Here is an 18,727-nt window from a genome sequence, read left to right on the forward strand (position 1 = left end):
CAAATGACTAAAATTGGTATTAATGGATTTGGACGTATCGGACGTAACGTATTCCGCGCAGCTCTTAACAACTCTGAGGTAGAAGTAGTAGCAATCAACGACTTAACAGATGCTAAAACATTAGCTCACCTTTTAAAATATGACACAGTTCACGGAACTTTAAATGCAGAAGTATCTGCTAACGAAAACAGCATCGTTGTTAACGGTAAAGAAATTAAAGTTATCGCTGAGCGTGACCCAGCTCAATTACCATGGAGCGACTACGGAGTAGAAGTAGTAGTAGAATCTACTGGCCGTTTCACTAAAAAATCAGACGCTGAGAAACACTTAGGTGGATCAGTTAAGAAAGTTATCATCTCAGCTCCAGCTTCTGACGAAGATATCACTGTAGTTATGGGTGTTAACCACGAACAATACGATGCAGCTAACCACAATGTAGTATCTAACGCTTCTTGTACTACAAACTGTCTAGCTCCATTCGCTAAAGTATTAAACGAAAAATTCGGCGTAAAACGCGGAATGATGACAACAATTCACTCTTACACTAACGACCAACAAATCTTAGACTTACCACACAAAGATTTACGTCGTGCTCGTGCAGCAGCTGAAAACATGATCCCAACATCTACTGGTGCTGCTAAAGCTGTAGCATTAGTATTACCAGAACTTAAAGGTAAATTAAACGGTGGCGCTGTACGTGTTCCAACTGCTAACGTTTCTCTTGTTGACTTAGTTGTTGAACTTGACAAAGAAGTAACAGTTGAAGATGTAAACGCAGCATTCAAAGCAGCAGCTGAAGGCGAATTAAAAGGTATCCTTGGATACAGCGAAGAGCCATTAGTATCTATCGACTATAACGGATGTACAGCTTCTTCTACAATCGATGCATTATCTACAATGGTAATGGAAGGTAACATGGTTAAAGTACTTTCTTGGTACGATAACGAAACTGGTTACTCTAACCGCGTAGTAGACCTAGCTGCATACATGACTTCTAAAGGTCTTTAATTCTTAAGTATATAAGCAATCAATGACAAAACGAGGGAGAGGGTTTGTTCCCTCTCTCTCTTCTTTCGTTTTAGAAGCAAATGTGTTAAGCTTTTGAATGGGTTTTGTCAATCCTAACTAGTAGTCGGAGGGAAATCCAATGAACAAAAAATCAATTCGTGACGTAGATTTAAAAGGTAAGCGTGTATTTTGCCGCGTTGATTTCAACGTACCTATGAAAGAAGGCAAAATTACAGATGAAACTCGTATCCGTGCAGCTCTTCCTACAATTCAATATTTAGTAGAGCAAGGTGCGAAAGTTATTTTAGCAAGCCACTTAGGCCGTCCAAAAGGTCAAGCAGTAGAAGAATTACGTCTTACTCCAGTAGCAGCACGTTTAGGCGAGCTTCTTGGTAAAGATGTTAAAAAAGCAGACGAAGCATTCGGACCAGTTGCACAAGAAATGGTTGCAGCAATGAACGAAGGCGACGTATTAGTTCTTGAAAACGTACGTTTCTATGCGGGCGAAGAAAAGAACGATGCAGAACTTGCGAAAGAATTTGCAGCTCTTGCTGACATCTTCGTAAACGATGCATTCGGTGCAGCTCACCGTGCTCACGCTTCTACAGCAGGAATCGCAGACTACCTACCAGCAGTATCTGGTTTATTAATGGAAAAAGAGTTAGATGTACTTGGTAAAGCACTTTCTAACCCAGAACGTCCATTCACAGCTATCATTGGTGGTGCGAAAGTAAAAGATAAAATCGGTGTAATTCGTCATCTATTAGACAAAGTAGATAACTTAATCATCGGTGGCGGACTTGCTTACACATTCGTTAAAGCTTTAGGTCATGAAATTGGTCTATCTCTATGTGAAGACGACAAGATCGAACTAGCTAAAGAATTTATGCAACTTGCAAAAGAAAAAGGCGTAAACTTCTACATGCCAGTTGATGTTGTAATCACAGAGGAATTCTCTGAAACTGCAACAACTCAAATCGTTGGTATCGACTCTATTCCTTCTACATGGGAAGGCGTGGACATCGGTCCTAAAACACGTGAAATTTATGCAGATGTAATTAAAAACTCTAAGCTTGTTGTATGGAATGGACCAATGGGTGTATTCGAAATGACTCCATTCGCAGAAGGTACAAAAGCAGTAGGACAAGCTTTAGCAGATGCAGAAGATACATACTCTGTTATCGGCGGTGGTGACTCTGCAGCAGCTGTTGAAAAATTCGGTATGGCTGATAAAATGAGCCACATTTCTACTGGCGGCGGTGCGTCATTAGAATTCATGGAAGGTAAAGAGCTTCCAGGTGTAGTTTGTCTTAACGACAAATAAGTAGCAGCCAAAGAAAAAGGACGGTGCAAAGCATGCGTAAACCAATTATCGCAGGTAACTGGAAAATGAATAAAACTCTATCTGAAGCAGTTAGCTTCGTAGAGGAAGTTAAAGGTCAAATCCCAGCAGCTTCAGCTGTTGATGCAGTAGTTTGCTCTCCAGCTCTATTCTTAGAGCGCTTAGTAGCGGCAACTGAAGGAACGGACTTACAAGTAGGTGCACAAAACATGCACTTCGAAAAAAATGGTGCATTCACTGGCGAAATTAGCCCAGTAGCACTTAGCGACTTAAAAGTAGGCTACGTAGTACTTGGCCACTCTGAGCGTCGTGAAATGTTTGCTGAAACAGACGAATCAGTAAACAAAAAGACTCTTGCAGCATTTGAACATGGTTTAACACCAATCGTATGTTGTGGTGAGACTTTAGAAGAGCGCGAAAGCGGAAAAACATTTGATCTAGTAGCAGGTCAAGTGACAAAAGCACTTGCAGGTTTAACAGAAGAGCAAGTTAAAGCAACTGTTATCGCTTATGAGCCAATCTGGGCTATCGGTACAGGTAAATCATCTTCTTCTGCAGATGCAAACGAAGTATGTGCGCACATCCGTAAAGTTGTTGCAGAAGCTGTTTCTCCAGAAGCTGCAGAAGCTGTTCGTATTCAATACGGCGGTAGCGTAAAACCAGAAAACATTAAAGAGTATATGGCACAATCTGACATCGACGGCGCTTTAGTTGGCGGTGCTAGCTTAGAGCCTGCTTCGTTCTTAGGTCTTCTGGGGGCGGTAAAATGAGAAAGCCAACAGCTTTAATCATTCTTGACGGTTTCGGACTTCGTGAAGAAACTCATGGGAATGCTGTAGCACAAGCTAAGAAACCTAATTTTGATGGTTACTGGAACAAATTCCCTCATACAACGCTTACAGCTTGTGGTGAGGAAGTAGGTCTTCCAGAAGGTCAAATGGGTAACTCTGAGGTTGGTCACTTAAATATCGGTGCTGGCCGCATCGTATACCAAAGCTTAACACGCGTAAACGTTGCAATTCGTGAAGGTGAGTTCGATCAGAACGAAACATTCCAAAATGCAATTAAAAGCGTGAAAGAAAAAGGTACTGCTCTTCATTTATTCGGTTTACTTTCTGACGGTGGTGTGCACAGTCACATGAACCATATGTTTGCTCTTCTTCGCTTAGCAGCAAAAGAAGGCGTGGAGAAAGTTTATATCCATGCGTTCTTAGATGGCCGCGATGTTGGACCACAAACAGCAAAAGGTTATATCGATGCAACAAATGAAGTAATTAAAGAAACAGGTGTAGGACAATTCGCGACTATCTCTGGTCGTTATTACTCCATGGACCGTGACAAGCGTTGGGATCGCGTAGAAAAATGTTACAGTGCTATGGTGAATGGTGAAGGCCCTACTTATAAATCAGCAGAAGAGTGTGTAGAAGACTCTTATGCGAACGGTATCTATGATGAATTCGTATTGCCGTCTGTAATTGTTAACGAAGATAACACGCCAGTTGCAACAATCAATGATGATGATGCAGTTATTTTCTATAACTTCCGTCCAGACCGTGCAATTCAAATTGCTCGTGTATTTACAAACGAAGACTTCCGTGAGTTCGATCGTGGTGAAAAAGTACCTCACATTCCTGAATTCGTTTGTATGACACACTTCAGTGAAACTGTAGATGGTTACGTGGCATTTAAGCCAATGAACCTTGATAACACTTTAGGTGAAGTTGTTGCGCAAGCGGGATTAAAGCAACTTCGCATCGCGGAAACTGAAAAGTATCCGCACGTTACATTCTTCTTTAGCGGTGGTCGTGAGGCTGAATTCCCAGGAGAAGAGCGTATCTTAATTAACTCACCAAAGGTTGCAACGTATGATTTGAAACCTGAAATGAGCATTTACGAAGTAACGGACGCTTTAGTAAATGAAATCGAAAATGATAAACATGATGTTATCATTCTTAACTTTGCGAACTGTGATATGGTTGGCCATTCTGGGATGATGGAACCAACAATTAAAGCAGTAGAAGCAACTGACGAATGTTTAGGAAAAGTTGTAGAAGCGATTCTTGCAAAAGATGGTGTAGCACTTATTACTGCTGACCATGGTAATGCTGATCAGGAGTTAACTGCTGATGGCGGGCCTATGACAGCTCATACAACTAACCCGGTTCCTTTCATCGTTACAAAAAATGATGTAGAGCTTCGTGAAGGTGGTATTTTAGGAGATATCGCCCCAACAATGCTTACACTTTTAAATGTGGAACAACCGAAAGAAATGACAGGTAAAACAATTATTAAATAATTTGCTTATATAAAAAGGAGAGAATTTATTATGTCAACAATTATTGATGTTTATGCTCGCGAAGTCCTTGACTCTCGTGGTAACCCAACTGTAGAAGTAGAAGTTTACACAGAAAGCGGCGCTTTCGGACGCGCTATCGTACCAAGTGGTGCATCTACTGGTGAGCACGAAGCAGTAGAATTACGTGACGGTGACAAATCTCGTTACCTTGGTAAAGGTGTTATTAACGCAGTAAACAACGTTAACGAAATTATCGCTCCAGAAATCGCTGGTTTCGATGTAACTGACCAAGCTGGTATCGACCGTGCTATGATCGAATTAGATGGCACTCCAAACAAAGGTAAACTAGGCGCTAACGCTATCCTTGGTGTATCTATGGCAGTAGCTCACGCAGCAGCTGACTTCGTAGGTCTTCCATTATACCGTTACCTTGGTGGATTCAATGCAAAACAATTACCAACTCCAATGATGAACATCATCAACGGTGGTTCTCACGCTGATAACAACGTAGACTTCCAAGAGTTCATGATCTTACCAGTTGGCGCTCCAACATTCAAAGAATCAATCCGTATGGGTGCTGAAGTATTCCATGCACTTAAAGCTGTATTACATGACAAAGGTCTTAATACTGCAGTAGGTGACGAAGGTGGATTCGCTCCAAACCTTGGTTCTAACCGTGAAGCTCTAGAAGTAATCATCGAAGCTATCGAAAAAGCTGGTTACAAAGCTGGCGAGAACGTATTCTTAGGAATGGACGTTGCTTCTTCTGAGTTCTACAACAAAGAAACTGGTAAATATGACCTTGCAGGCGAAGGCCGTACTGGCTTAACTTCTGCAGAAATGGTTGATTTCTACGAAGAGCTTTGCAAAGACTTCCCAATCATCTCTATCGAAGATGGTTTAGACGAAAACGACTGGGATGGTCACAAATTATTAACTGAGCGTATCGGTGATAAAGTACAATTAGTTGGTGACGATTTATTCGTAACTAACACTCAAAAACTTGCTGAAGGTATCGAAAAAGGTATCTCTAACTCAATCTTAATTAAAGTTAACCAAATCGGTACTTTAACTGAGACTTTCGAAGCTATCGAAATGGCTAAACGTGCTGGTTACACAGCAGTTGTATCTCACCGTTCTGGTGAAACTGAAGATGCTACAATCGCTGACATCGCAGTTGCAACTAACGCTGGCCAAATCAAAACTGGTTCTATGAGCCGTACTGACCGTATTGCTAAGTACAACCAATTATTACGCATCGAAGACGAATTAGGCGAAATCGCTGTTTACGATGGTGTAAAATCTTTCTATAACATCAAACGATAATTGTAGAAAATAACGACAGACCGTGAGAAATCACGGTCTGTTTTTTTTATGCTAAAATTGCTCACCCGTCATAAGCGACATGAAATGTTTAAAGAAGCGGTTATAATCAAAATCAATTGCTATTTGATGACTCGGCCAATCAATAAATGGCTTAGATTCTCCTAAAGAGCGAAATTCTCCAATGCTTGCCCCCTGTGAATAAGATTCTGTCATGACAACGATAGGTGATTTGTGATATGTAAACATAGCGTTATCAAGTAAAGCGAGTATTGGCATTGTGTCATGGAAGGGGCTGCCCTTTAAATGTGGTAGGGCGTCTTTATAATATCCGTAGTAATAGTGATCGAATAACGGTTTGACAAGTGGAGCTTTTCCTTTTGCCTCGATGTATTCGGCCATTTCTGGTGTAATGATGGAGTATTGGGTGACGTTTAATGGGTATATGTACATGTTAGCTGCGGATTGAAGGACTATATTAGCGGCAGTAGGATCGCCATAAAAGTTTGCTTCGGAAATAGGGGTAACATTACCAGGATGGAGAAAAGCACCGCCCATTACGTAGAAAGATTTAATTTGCTCCATTAATTGTTTACATACGATAAATAAAATTGCTAGGGAGGTAAGTCTTCCTAAACTTACAATAATTAATTCATCTTTATACTGTTCAATAAGAGGAATAACTTCAAAAAAATTCTCCATTTCTTCGTTAGTCACATTCTCCTTTGGAATAATTGGCCCGAGCCCTTGTTTCCCGTGTACATCTGTAAAAAAAGCAGGAGGAGCACCAGTAATTGGACGTTCTGATCCACCAAAGATTTTGATATTTCTACCCTTTACTTCGTTTGTAAGAAAATGAGCATTTTCTACGGCCATTTTTTTTGGAACATTGCCGTAATCAGCAACGATACCGACGATTTCTATTTCATTGATAAAGAATGCTAAGAGGAGAGCCATCGTATCATCAATCCCAGGATCACAAAAAATAAGAACTTTTTTGGGCATATGTTCACCACCTATCTTGTTTATCCCGTACAAACCCGCTTGGTTAGGGTTAATAATCAATGGGGATGAGGAAACCCTCATTGATTAAAGTTTTACTTTATATATATGTAAGCTTATGGATAAAAAGATTATTTTATTGAAATAATAGTCCTTTAAATTCAGAAAATAAAAACTTTTTATATTAGGTCAATGTTTTTGACGTATTTTTTGTTTGGAAATGCAGTCATATCAAGGTTGTAAGCGTATAACATAGGCTGTTTTTGCTGTCAAGTTGATAAATTGCAGCTTTTTACAATTTATACTATGATAAAGATATTAACAGAAGATCGTATAAACATGAGGGATGATGAACATGAAATTTACAAAGATCCTTGTCCAAATTGCTACTCTTTATGTGTTTTATATGGTTGGAACTTGGGTGCAAGAAATGTTGAATATTCCAATTCCAGGAAGCTTGATTGGGATGTTTCTTTTACTTGTTTTACTTAGCCTAAAAGTACTTCCAGTGAAATGGTTTGATTTAGGAGCGGAAACACTCGTCGCTATTATGCCGTTTTTATTAATTCCGCCAACGCTTGGCTTAATGAATTACGGTGCTTTTTTTATGAGTAAAGGAATTTCTCTTTTCATTACAGTTGTAGCGAGTACGTTTTTAATTATCATTGTCGCAGGACATACAGGGCAATATCTTGCGAATAGAAAGGAAAGGGAGTCGTGATGAGTCAAATATTAATCGGAATCGGTTGGGTTCTTTTTACGGTGCTATTATATCAATTATCTAAAAAAATCTATCAATTATTTCCAACACCATTTACTATTCCAATGCTTGTAGCGACAGGATTAATGGCTTTCTTATTTATTGTGCTTGATATACCATATCAACATTATATGGAAAGCGGTGGTGGCTGGATTGCGAAGTTACTTGGACCAGGTGTTGTAGCATTTGCAATCCCGCTTTACAAACAACGTCATGTGCTGCAAAAATATGTTGTACCGATTGCGGGCGGAGTATTAGTAGGTACAACAGTTGCGATTGCGAGTGATTTTGCTATTGCCTCACTTATGGGAACAGATAAAAGCTTAATTTTATCTTCATTACCAAAATCAGTGACAATGCCGGTTGCGATGAGCGTTTCTGAACAAGTTGGTGGTGTTCCATCCTTAACAGCGGCATTCGTAGTTATCGCAGGTATTACTGGAACGATTACAGGTCCAATTTTATTAAAATGGAGCCGCGTTACAAACTCGGTTGGTAAAGGTATCGGATTTGGATGTGCTTCTCATATTATGGGTGTTATGAGAGCAATGAAAAATAACGAACATGAAGGTGTTATTGGATCGGTAACAATGACATTAACAGCAATTTTGACATGTTTGCTCGGACCGTTATTTGCAATGATGTTTATGTAATAGAAGAAAAGCGAGAGCGACTCTATAGCTCTCGCTTTTCTATAGGATTTATGCTACAGTTAAAATAACTGAATCTTTGTAGGAGGTACGCCAAGTGCATACGTTATTATCCGTTTTACTTATTATTGTATCGATTTTAATGATTGTTATGGTACTTATGCAGTCTAGTAATAGCTCAGGCCTTTCAGGTGCAATTTCCGGCGGTGCAGAGCAATTATTTGGTAAGCAAAAAGCACGTGGAATTGAAGCGGTATTAAACCGTATTACAATTGTTTTAGCTGTATTGTTCTTTGTATTAACAATTGCTGTTACGTACTTAAACTTATAGAATTGAAAGAAGAAGCGTTAGTAGTTTGTACTAATGGTTCTTCTTTTTTTATTTTGTTATTTGAAAAAAGTTTCTAATTAGATTATAGAAATATAAATATGGTACACTAAGATATAGAAAGAATACGACTAGATTACAGAAGAGAAAGAGGAGAAGTACATGATGAAATTAGCATCTCCGAAACCATTTACATTTGAGGGTGGAGACCGCGCTGTTTTATTACTACATGGATTCACAGGAAACTCAGCTGATGTACGTATGTTAGGGCGTTTCTTAGAAAAGAAAGGCTATACTTGTCATGCGCCAATTTATAAAGGACACGGCGTACCACCAGAAGAACTTGTTCATACAGGTCCTACAGATTGGTGGCAAGATGTAACGGAGGCATATCAGCTTTTAAAAGATAAAGGCTTTGAGAAAATTGCTGTCGTTGGTTTGTCACTAGGCGGAGTATTTTCTCTGAAATTAGCATATACAATCCCTGTTTTAGGTGTGGTACCAATGTGTGCACCGATGTATATTAAGAGTGAAGAAACAATGTACCAAGGTATATTGGCATATGCTCGCGAATATAAAAAGCGTGAGCAAAAATCACCAGAGCAAATTGAACAAGAAATGTTGGAATTCCAACAGACACCGATGAATACATTAAAAGCATTACAAGAGCTAATTGCTGATGTACGTAATAATGTTGATATGATTTATGCACCGACGTTTGTTGTACAAGCGCGTCATGATGAAATGATTAATACGGATAGTGCTAACATTATTTATAACGGTGTAGAATCAACGTTAAAGGACATTAAATGGTATGAAGACTCTACGCATGTCATTACACTTGATAAGCAACGTGACGAGCTACATGAGGATGTATATAACTTCTTGGAGCAACTAGATTGGTAAGATCTAGTTGCCTCTTTTTTTCATAAGGAAATTTTTATGGAAACTGTAAAAAAATCATTAGGGGAGTATTAAATTTTCGCTTTATACATCCCCCATCTTTCGGATACACTAAATAATATAAGGGTTTAAAGGAGGTATTTTTGCTTGGAAGAAATCATACAAGAAAATATTGATAAGTTGTTATTATTTATGAGAGAAGAAGCGTATAAACCGTTAACGATACAAGAGTTAGAAGAGGCATTTGGAATTGAAGGTTCTGAGGGCTTTAAAGATTTTGTAAAGGCACTTGTAATGATGGAAGAGAAGGGACTTGTTATTCGTACACGTAGCAATCGTTATGGTCTTCCTGAAAAGATGAATTTAGTGCGTGGTAAGTTAATTGGACATGCGCGTGGCTTTGCTTTCGTTGTGCCAGAAGAGAAGAAAACGGGAGATGATGATCTTTTCATTCCTCCTACAGAATTAAACGGTGCACTTCACGGTGATACAGTATTAGCACGCCTAAGTTCACAATCAAGTGGTTCACGTCAAGAAGGTTCAATTGTACGCATTTTAGAACGTGGAACGAAAGAACTAGTTGGTACATATACAGAATCGAAAAACTTTGGGTTTGTTATACCTGACAATAAGCGTTGGACAAGTGATATTTTCATCTTGAAAAGCGCATCCATGGGTGCTGTAGAAGGCCATAAAGTAGTTGTTAAAATTACGAGCTATCCAGAGAATCGTTTAAGTGCGGAAGGTGAAGTTATTCAAATTTTAGGTCATAAAAATGATCCAGGAGTAGATATTTTATCGGTCATCCATAAACATCATTTACCTTTAGCATTTCCTGAGGAAGTGATGGAGCATGCAAACAGTGTACCAGAAACGATTTCAGAAGAAGACTTGAAAGATCGCCGTGATTTACGTGACCAAATGATTGTAACGATTGATGGTGCAGACGCGAAGGACTTAGATGATGCTGTTACAGTAACGAAGCTTGAGAACGGTAATTACAAGCTTGGTGTTCATATTGCGGATGTAAGTCATTACGTTGAAGAAGGTTCTCCAATTGATGTTGAAGCAGCGGAAAGAGCGACGAGTGTATATCTTGTTGATCGTGTAATTCCAATGATTCCACATCGTCTATCTAACGGTATTTGTTCATTAAATCCGAAAGTAGACCGTCTGACACTGTCTTGTGAAATGGAAATCAACAACTTAGGTGATGTTGTCAAACACGAGATTTTCCAAAGTGTGATTAAAACGACAGAGCGTATGACATATGCTGACGTAAGAAGCATTTTAGAAGATGAGGACGAAGAGTTAATCAAGCGCTATGAACCGTTAGTACCAATGTTTAAAGAGATGGGCCAATTGGCACAAATTTTACGTGAAAAGCGTATGCGCCGTGGTGCAATCGACTTTGACTTTAAAGAAGCAAAAGTATTAGTAGATGAAGAAGGAAAACCGACTGATGTTGTAATGCGTGATCGTTCTGTATCAGAAAAGTTAATTGAAGAATTTATGCTTGTTGCGAACGAAACAGTAGCAGAACACTTCCACTGGATGAACGTACCATTCATGTACCGTGTCCATGAAGATCCGAAAGAAGATAAGTTAGAGCGATTCTTCGAGTTTGTAACGAACTTCGGATATGCGGTAAAAGGACGTGCGAATGAAGTACATCCTCGTGCATTGCAACAAATTCTTGAAATGGTTCAAGGACAGCCTGAAGAAGTAGTAATTTCAACGGTTATGCTTCGTTCTATGAAGCAAGCACGTTACGATTCGGAAAGCTTAGGACATTTCGGCTTATCAACTGAGTTCTACACGCATTTCACATCGCCGATTCGTCGTTATCCAGATACGATCGTTCATAGATTGATTCGTGAATACGTCATTAACGGTAAAGTCGACAGTGAAACACAAGCGAAATGGCGTGAAAACTTACCAGAGATTGCAGAGCACTCTTCTAATATGGAACGTCGTGCTGTTGAAGCAGAGCGTGAAACAGACGAAATGAAAAAAGCAGAGTATATGGTCGATAAGATCGGTGAAGAGTATGACGGTATGATTAGCTCTGTAACAAACTTCGGTTTATTCGTAGAGCTTCCAAATACAATTGAAGGTCTTGTACATGTTAGTTACTTAACGGATGATTACTACCGTTACGACGAGAAGCATTTCGCAATGATCGGAGAACGTACAGGTAACGTATTCCGCATCGGTGACGAAATTACAATTCGTGTTATTAACGTAAACAAAGACGAGCGCGCAATTGACTTTGAAATCGTTGGCATGAAAGGTACACCTCGCCGTAAGTTCAAAGATCGTCCAGTCGTTATCGAACAGCCAAGAACAGGCAGAAAGAAACGGGGTGGACGTAGCGAGCGCAGTAATGAGCGCGGTGGCGAACGCGGTACAGGTAGAAAATTTGACCGTGGTGGCAAAGGTAAAAGCACAGGAAGAGGATCAGCATCAGCATCCACGTCCGCTAGTCAGCCAGGGAAAAAAGATGGTAATGGCAAGAAGAAAAAAGGATTCTTTGAAAACGTACCAGGATTCAAGAAGAAAAAGAAAAAGCGTAAGTAAGAAAAGAGTGGCTTCGCTTTGATGAAAAGCGGGGCCGTTTTTCTTTTTATTGGTCATTTCACTCCCTCGAACGAAGCAAAAAACGCTTCTCTGTCGGGAGTTCCAATGTCCAAAGATTCTGAGCGAGCTACTTTCGCTTTTTGTTTACATTTGTTACAATAGTAAAAATAGAGGAGGGACGTTATATGCCAAAAGGTACAGGTAAGGTTATTGCACAAAATAAAAAAGCATTTCATGATTATTTCATCGAAGAAACATACGAAGCAGGGCTTGTCCTTCAAGGAACGGAAATTAAGTCGATTCGCGCTGGTCGCGTGAACTTGAAAGATGCGTTTGCACGTATACATAATGGTGAAGTATGGGTTCATAATATGCATATTAATACGTACGAGCAAGGGAATCGTTTCAACCATGATCCGCTTCGCACGAGAAAATTACTTCTTCATAAAAAAGAAATTGATAAACTAGCGGGAGCTGCAAAAGAAACAGGTTACGCATTAGTTCCACTTAGAATCTATTTGAAAAATGGATTTGCAAAGATGGCACTTGGTTTAGCAAAAGGTAAGAAACAATATGATAAACGTCATGATTTAAAAGAGAAAGAAGCGAAACGTGAAATTGCACGCGTGTTCCGTGATCGCCAAAAGATGTAATACAGATATTTACATTTGTAAAACGGCGCGCGTATGATATAATAACTTATGTAAGGTTATTGCACATTGAAAAACAGCTCTTAGTAGCTATCACGATATTTTCTTCGTATGCTCCATTTTTATCATGGGGACGTTACGGATTCGACAGGGATAGTTCGAGCTTAGGTTGCGAGTCGAGGGGATCGGCCTCGTTAAAACGTCAAAGCCTATAATTGGCAAACAAAACAATCTTTCTTTAGCTGCTTAATTGCACTAAAGGTTCCTCCCTCCATCGTCCATGTGGTAGGGTAAGGGACTCAAACTAAGTGGACTACGCCGGAGTTCGCCGTCTGAGGGCGAAGGAAGAGAACAATCAGACTAGCAACTTGGAAGCCTGTCGATAGGCCGAAGAGTTTGCGAAATGCTAATATATCGACTACACTCGTAGAAGCTTAAGTGCCGATATTTTTGGACGTGGGTTCGACTCCCACCGTCTCCACCAATACATATTTGGTGGTTTTTTTATTTTGTATGATATGAACCATAACTTTGCCAGATTGGTGAGGTTATGGTTCTTTTTGTTTGTGGTTTTATAAAATGCTTAAGTTGATAGGAATCGGGCGGTATCCCGGAAACAGAAAATGAAGAAATGGTTATTGATGATAAGCAGGTAGATACTATAGCTGCTCGTAAACGCCCAAGTAGTAAGTTTCTATTAAAAATTCAATTTATTCGAATATTAATATGTTTTGTGTTTTTATCTATACCTATTGTAAGATTATATAGAGTTCTCCTAATAAGCTGTTTTAATGGTTTTTTTAGGAATTTAATATTTATAAATCTTAAATTATTTTTTTAGGATAATTTTTTATTTAACTAAGTGATATTGAAGTAGAGGTGAACCATCGGTGAAGCAGGTTTTAGTAATTAAGAATGAACGGTCTTTAGCGAAGAAAATCGTAAGCGGTCTAACGCAAGAAGGCTATTTCATTTTAAAACTTCACAATGAAAACGAAGGTTTAAATATAATATATGAACAAGATTGGGATATTATCATATTGGATTGGGATTCATTAAGTATATCCGGACCAGAAATTTGTAGACAAATACGATTAGTTAAAACGACACCGATCATTATTGTGACCGACAATGTTTCTAGCAAGGATTGCGTAGCAGGGTTACAAGCAGGAGCAGATGATTATATCAGAAAACCATTTGCGAAAGAAGAATTAGTAGCAAGGGTTCAAGCAATTTTAAGGAGAAGTGATTGTAACCAGCAAAAGGAGATAAACTTTTTTCAGTTTAAAGATCTCTTTGTTGATGCATCTAGCAATATTGTGAAAAAAGGTGGCGAAAACCTCTCGCTTACTAAGCGAGAGTACGATTTACTTGTATTTTTAATCAAGAATAAAAACACAATATTGAGCCGTGAAATGCTTTTGAATCAAGTATGGGGATATAACGTAGTAGTAAATCCAAATGTAGTAGACTTATATATTGGGTATGTAAGAAAAAAGTTAAAGTGCGAGAAGAAAGACAGATATATTCAAACGATACATGGCAGAGGCTATTCAATGGTTGAATGATAAAAATAAGATAATAAAGTAGTTTCTGTGAAATATGAAAAGACAGAAACTATAAAAAGAAGATTGCTATCAGGAAATGGTCATTTTTTTGCAGTAGAAATCATGGTTTATAAGGTGTGAGCCTATCGGTTAGTATGTGTGGGGGATGGATCTGATGCGCATTAGTTGAGACCGTATCAAATTTATTTTTAATTTTATTAACTCACACCATTCACAAGATTTTCACAGAATTAATGACTATACTTATTTACAGGATGTTCAAATGAAAATGATTATCAATAGCAATTTAGATGTATAAAAGTTACTATCTAATTTAATCTATGAACTTTATCATTTTCGAACTAAATTACATAATAAGGAGTATACGTATGAAAAAAACTATGCTTTTAAAATTAGTAAGTATTCTAGCAATTTTTACTTTAATGTTAGTGGCTTGCTCGGATTCAAGTAAAGAAACTTCGAAGGCTAATAATAAAGATAATGGTAGTGATAAGCCAAAAACGGTTGAAATCACTGATGCACATGGAAAGGTTACTGTTCCTGTAAATCCAAAGAATGTAGTTGCTTTAGATAATAGAACGTTTGAAACTTTAGCTGATTGGGGAATTAAATTAGCGGCTGCTCCAAAGGATATCATGCCTGCTGATTCAGCATATAAAAAGGATGAAAAAGTTCAAAATATTGGGAATCACCGTGAGCCAAATCTTGAAATTATTGCAGCTGCAAACCCTGACCTTGTAATCGTTGGTCAAAGATTTGCTGATCATTACGAAGAGATCAAAAAATTAGTGCCAAATGCAGCTGTTATTGATCTTAATTTTGATGTTTCTGAGAAATCTACTACGCCTGGGAAAAACTTAGTAAAAGGACTTAAAGATTCTACAATTACTTTAGGAAAAATCTTTGATAAAGATAAAGAAGCTAAAAAATTAGTGGCTGATTTTGATAAATCTATTGAAACTGCAAAATCTGCTTATAACGGAAAAGATAAAGTTATGAGTGTTATCGTTACTGGTGGGAATATTGGTTTTGCTGCTCCACATTCTGGTCGTGTTTGGGGACCAATGTATGAAATTTTCGGTTGGGTTCCAGCACTAGAAGTTTCAAATTCTACTGCAGGTCATAAAGGTGATGACGTTTCTGTTGAAGCTATTGCACAAACAAATCCTGATTGGCTTTTCGTATTAGATCGTGATGCTGCAACATCTGATGCAGCTACTTCAACACCTGCTAAGGATGTTATTTCTAAATCACCAGCTCTTCAAAACACAACTGCTGTTTCTAAAAAACAAGTTGTTTATGCACCAGAAGATACTTACACAAATGAATCAATTCAGACTTATGTAGAGTTGTTTGGAAATCTTGCAAAAACTTTAGCTAAGTAGTGTAAAGGAGTACGAAACAGTGTCAAAAAATATAATTTCTAGGGTTGAGAATATTTCTCAACCCCAGTTTTATAATCACAATAAATTATGGACAAAATCTTTTATAATAGCGATTATAGTTGTTATAATTTTAGGGATTATATCACTGTTTACTGGAGTTTATGATATACGTGGACAAGAGGACGGAATGGAGATGTTTTTCATAACTCGTGTTCCGAGAACAGTTGCATTAATGCTTACTGGAGCTGCAATGGCGATGGCAGGGCTCGTCATGCAACTTATTACACAGAATCGTTTTGTTGAACCTACTACAACGGGGACTATTGAATGGTCAGGCTTAGGCCTGCTTTTTGTATATTTATTATTCCCTGCCCCGACTTTAGTGCAAAGAATGACTGGTGCAATCATTTTTTCTTTTATAGGAACTATGATTTTCTTTTTATTTTTAAGAAGAGTTAAACTTCGTTCGTCTTTAATTGTCCCGATTATTGGATTGATGCTTGGAGCAGTTATTTCTGCAGTGTCTACTTTTTTGGGACTCCTTTTTCAAAAGACACAAAGTATTGAAACTTGGTTCGTAGGTTCATTTGCTAACATTCAGGTGGGAAGATATGAATATTTATGGCTGATTGTTATCATTACTTTTCTTATTTTTATGTATGCTAATAGATTGACTTTAGCTGGACTAGGAGAAGATGTCGCAACAAGCCTTGGAGTTAATTACAATAGAATTGTTCTTTTTGGGACTGGTCTTATCTCTGTTGCAGTTGGAATTGTTGCAGCTGTTATTGGACACTTACCTTTCTTAGGATTAATTGTGCCAAATATCGTTTCAATGTTTAGAGGTGATGATCTTAGGAGTAATTTACCTTGGGTTTGTGTGATCGGAATGGGGTCAATAACTGCCTGTGACATCATTTCTCGAACAATTATAAAGCCTTTTGAATTACCTGTTTCTTTAATACTTGCAACAGTGGGAGCAGTCGTATTTATTACTATTTTATTGAGACAAAGAAAACCAAGGAGGCTACGATGATCACATTAGAATATAGAAATAAAGAAAATGTCGAAATCGATTCTAGCCTTCATAATGAAAGTAGATCAGCTAGCGCTTTTCGTTCTAAGAAGGAAGCAAGACGTTATTGGATTTTACTGATAACATTGATTGGTTTAGGTCTCCTTTCTTCATATGGACTTTTAGTGTATAACAATCCAGTTCCGATAGATTCACCATCTTTTATCCCAGTTGTTAAGAGAAGGATAGTAGCTATTGTTGCAATGATTATTGCTGCGGTTTGCCATAGCTTGTCGACAGTTGCTTTCCAATCTATTACGAATAATAAAATTATTACTCCTTCACTTTTAGGTTTCGAATCACTTTATTCAGCAATTCAAACGAGTACAGTATTCTTCTTTGGTGCTAGTGCGTTAATAAATTTTAATGGAATTGGATCATTTTTATTCCAAGTTGTTGTTATGGTCTTCATGAGTTTGATACTTTATGGATGGTTACTTTCCGGTAAATACGGGAATTTACAACTTATGCTTTTAGTTGGAATTATTATTGGTACCGGGCTAAATTCTGTGTCAACTTTTATGAGAAAACTACTTGCGCCTTCAGAATTTGATATTTTACAAGCAAGATTATTTGGTTCTGTTAATCATGCAGATCCTGCATATTTTCCTATTGTAATTCCTATGATCATAATTGTAGCAGTATTGATTTTTGCTCATTCTAAGAATTTGAATGTTTTGTCACTAGGAAAGGATGTTGCTACTTCTTTCGGGGTTAAATATCAACCTAGTGTAATTTATACGCTTGTATTAGTAGCTATTTTAATGTCCATCTCAACAGCTCTAATTGGGCCACTTACTTTCTATGGCTTTTTAGTAGCAACTTTGAGTTATCAGGCGGCGTCAACTTATGATCATAGATATATTTTTCCAATGGCTTTTGCAATAGGATTTTTGATAATGACGAGTGCATACTTTTTAATGTATCATGTATTCCATGCTCAAGGTGTAGTTTCAGTTATTATTGAATTATTTGGTGGAATCATATTCTTAACTATAGTTTTAAGGAAGAGGGCTTTATGATAAAAATTGATAACGTTAAAAAGTTCTATAGTGATAAGGTAAAAATAGGACCTTTGGATATTGAAATACCAAAAGCAGGCTTTACTTCTTTAATTGGACCAAATGGCGCTGGAAAGTCCACGACACTTTTGATGATTGGAAGACTCTTAGATATGGATGAAGGTCACATTCAAGTAGCAAATATGGATGTTTCTGAATCCAAATCAAAAGACTTAGCAAAGGTTTTGACTATATTGCGACAAGAAAATCATTTTGTAACTAGGCTTACTGTTAGGCAACTAGTTGGATTTGGGCGCTTTCCTTATTCAAAGGGAAGATTAACGAAAGAGGATGAAGTTATTATTTCTAAATATATCGACTTTCTAGATTTAACTAATTTAGAGAATAGATATTTAGATGAGCTTTCTGGTGGTCAAAGACAAAGGGCATATGTAGCGATGGTATTGTGCCAAGAGACCGAATACGTACTTTTGGACGAGCCTCTGAACAACCTTGATGTTGCTCGATCTGTTCAAATGATGGAGCATTTGAGACGTGCAGCTAATGAATTCGGAAGAACAATTTTGACTGTTATGCATGATATAAATTTTGCGGCTAAGTACTCTGACAAAATTTGTGCTATGAAAGATGGTCAAATTGCTGCTTTTGGAACAGTAGAAGAGGTAATGGATCCAACACTTTTGACAGATATTTTTGAAACCAAAATAGAAATTATCAATGGTCCCTATGGGCCAATCGCTGTTTATTAGTTACAAAATGTATACTGTAGCTTGCGTAAATTATGCTAGCTACTCTAGTTGAAGTTGCTGTCTGTATTTTATGGGCAGCAGCTTTT

Annotated in this window: 17 protein-coding genes and 1 other RNA gene; 17 read left to right on the top strand and 1 reads right to left on the bottom strand. The window is 38.0% G+C overall.

Features of this window, described 5'->3' with window-relative positions; translation table 11 throughout:
- Nucleotides 1–3 precede the first annotated feature (3 nt).
- The 5 genes from gap to eno all read left to right on the top strand — a co-directional run bounded on the left by gap (nucleotide 4) and on the right by eno (nucleotide 5,972).
- On the top strand, nucleotides 4–1,008 hold the full coding sequence (gap, locus tag ACS2MN_RS20395; protein WP_000161234.1) for a type I glyceraldehyde-3-phosphate dehydrogenase: 1,005 nt from the start codon (nucleotides 4–6) through the stop codon (nucleotides 1,006–1,008).
- Between the two features lie 139 nt (nucleotides 1,009–1,147).
- On the top strand, nucleotides 1,148–2,332 hold the full coding sequence (locus ACS2MN_RS20400) for a phosphoglycerate kinase (protein WP_001036333.1): 1,185 nt from the start codon (nucleotides 1,148–1,150) through the stop codon (nucleotides 2,330–2,332).
- Between the two features lie 32 nt (nucleotides 2,333–2,364).
- On the top strand, nucleotides 2,365–3,120 hold the full coding sequence (gene tpiA / locus ACS2MN_RS20405; RefSeq protein ID WP_001231042.1) for a triose-phosphate isomerase: 756 nt from the start codon (nucleotides 2,365–2,367) through the stop codon (nucleotides 3,118–3,120).
- Entirely contained in the window at nucleotides 3,117–4,646 is a 1,530-nt protein-coding gene (gpmI, locus tag ACS2MN_RS20410; protein WP_001231145.1) for a 2,3-bisphosphoglycerate-independent phosphoglycerate mutase, read from the top strand. Before tpiA ends, gpmI begins: the two co-directional genes overlap by 4 nt.
- Nucleotides 4,647–4,676: 30 nt before the next feature.
- Nucleotides 4,677–5,972 carry a phosphopyruvate hydratase gene (gene eno / locus ACS2MN_RS20415; protein WP_000103946.1) on the top strand — a complete coding sequence of 432 codons (1,296 nt, stop codon included), beginning with the start codon at nucleotides 4,677–4,679 and terminating at the stop codon, nucleotides 5,970–5,972.
- 51 nt (nucleotides 5,973–6,023) lie between these two features.
- Here eno and ACS2MN_RS20420 read toward each other — a convergent pair whose 3' ends face one another.
- On the bottom strand, nucleotides 6,024–6,974 hold the full coding sequence (locus ACS2MN_RS20420; protein ID WP_098954637.1) for a nucleoside hydrolase: 951 nt from the start codon (nucleotides 6,972–6,974) through the stop codon (nucleotides 6,024–6,026).
- Nucleotides 6,975–7,326: 352 nt separating this feature from the next.
- On the opposite strand from ACS2MN_RS20420, the gene ACS2MN_RS20425 reads away from it, so the two are divergent.
- The 12 genes from ACS2MN_RS20425 to ACS2MN_RS20480 all read left to right on the top strand — a co-directional run bounded on the left by ACS2MN_RS20425 (nucleotide 7,327) and on the right by ACS2MN_RS20480 (nucleotide 18,641).
- Entirely contained in the window at nucleotides 7,327–7,692 is a 366-nt protein-coding gene (locus ACS2MN_RS20425; protein ID WP_000673227.1) for a CidA/LrgA family holin-like protein, read from the top strand.
- Nucleotides 7,692–8,384, top strand: a complete 693-nt coding sequence (locus tag ACS2MN_RS20430) for an LrgB family protein (RefSeq protein WP_000078307.1) — start codon at nucleotides 7,692–7,694, stop codon at nucleotides 8,382–8,384. The genes ACS2MN_RS20425 and ACS2MN_RS20430 overlap by 1 nt, the downstream gene beginning before the upstream one ends.
- Nucleotides 8,385–8,478: 94 nt before the next feature.
- Entirely contained in the window at nucleotides 8,479–8,712 is a 234-nt protein-coding gene (gene secG / locus ACS2MN_RS20435; protein WP_000557263.1) for a preprotein translocase subunit SecG, read from the top strand.
- A 162-nt stretch (nucleotides 8,713–8,874) separates the two neighbouring features.
- Nucleotides 8,875–9,615 carry a carboxylesterase gene (gene estA / locus ACS2MN_RS20440; protein ID WP_000761983.1) on the top strand — a complete coding sequence of 247 codons (741 nt, stop codon included), beginning with the start codon at nucleotides 8,875–8,877 and terminating at the stop codon, nucleotides 9,613–9,615.
- 144 nt (nucleotides 9,616–9,759) lie between these two features.
- The gene (rnr, locus tag ACS2MN_RS20445) at nucleotides 9,760–12,192 is read left to right on the top strand and encodes a ribonuclease R (RefSeq protein WP_000391115.1); all 2,433 of its coding nucleotides are present in this window, start codon (nucleotides 9,760–9,762) and stop codon (nucleotides 12,190–12,192) included.
- Nucleotides 12,193–12,377: 185 nt separating this feature from the next.
- Nucleotides 12,378–12,845: an SsrA-binding protein gene (gene smpB, locus ACS2MN_RS20450; RefSeq protein WP_001123917.1), complete on the top strand. Its 468-nt coding sequence runs from the start codon at nucleotides 12,378–12,380 to the stop codon at nucleotides 12,843–12,845.
- Nucleotides 12,846–12,971: 126 nt separating this feature from the next.
- Nucleotides 12,972–13,326, top strand: a transfer-messenger RNA (tmRNA) gene (gene ssrA, locus ACS2MN_RS20455).
- 406 nt (nucleotides 13,327–13,732) lie between these two features.
- Nucleotides 13,733–14,410, top strand: a complete 678-nt coding sequence (locus ACS2MN_RS20460; RefSeq protein WP_000815804.1) for a response regulator transcription factor — start codon at nucleotides 13,733–13,735, stop codon at nucleotides 14,408–14,410.
- 368 nt (nucleotides 14,411–14,778) lie between these two features.
- Nucleotides 14,779–15,795 carry a siderophore ABC transporter substrate-binding protein gene (locus tag ACS2MN_RS20465; protein WP_000753452.1) on the top strand — a complete coding sequence of 339 codons (1,017 nt, stop codon included), beginning with the start codon at nucleotides 14,779–14,781 and terminating at the stop codon, nucleotides 15,793–15,795.
- Between the two features lie 19 nt (nucleotides 15,796–15,814).
- Nucleotides 15,815–16,831 carry an ABC transporter permease gene (locus ACS2MN_RS20470; RefSeq protein ID WP_000041827.1) on the top strand — a complete coding sequence of 339 codons (1,017 nt, stop codon included), beginning with the start codon at nucleotides 15,815–15,817 and terminating at the stop codon, nucleotides 16,829–16,831.
- Complete coding sequence (locus ACS2MN_RS20475; protein ID WP_000631250.1) at nucleotides 16,828–17,892, top strand: iron chelate uptake ABC transporter family permease subunit; 1,065 nt, start codon at nucleotides 16,828–16,830, stop codon at nucleotides 17,890–17,892. Before ACS2MN_RS20470 ends, ACS2MN_RS20475 begins: the two co-directional genes overlap by 4 nt.
- A complete protein-coding gene (locus tag ACS2MN_RS20480) occupies nucleotides 17,889–18,641 on the top strand; it encodes an iron ABC transporter ATP-binding protein (protein WP_000590047.1) in 753 nt (250 codons plus the stop codon). Before ACS2MN_RS20475 ends, ACS2MN_RS20480 begins: the two co-directional genes overlap by 4 nt.
- Nucleotides 18,642–18,727: the final 86 nt, after the last annotated feature.

This window comes from Bacillus cereus group sp. BceL062, assembly GCF_051780025.1.
Lineage (GTDB): Bacteria > Bacillota > Bacilli > Bacillales > Bacillaceae_G > Bacillus_A > Bacillus_A toyonensis.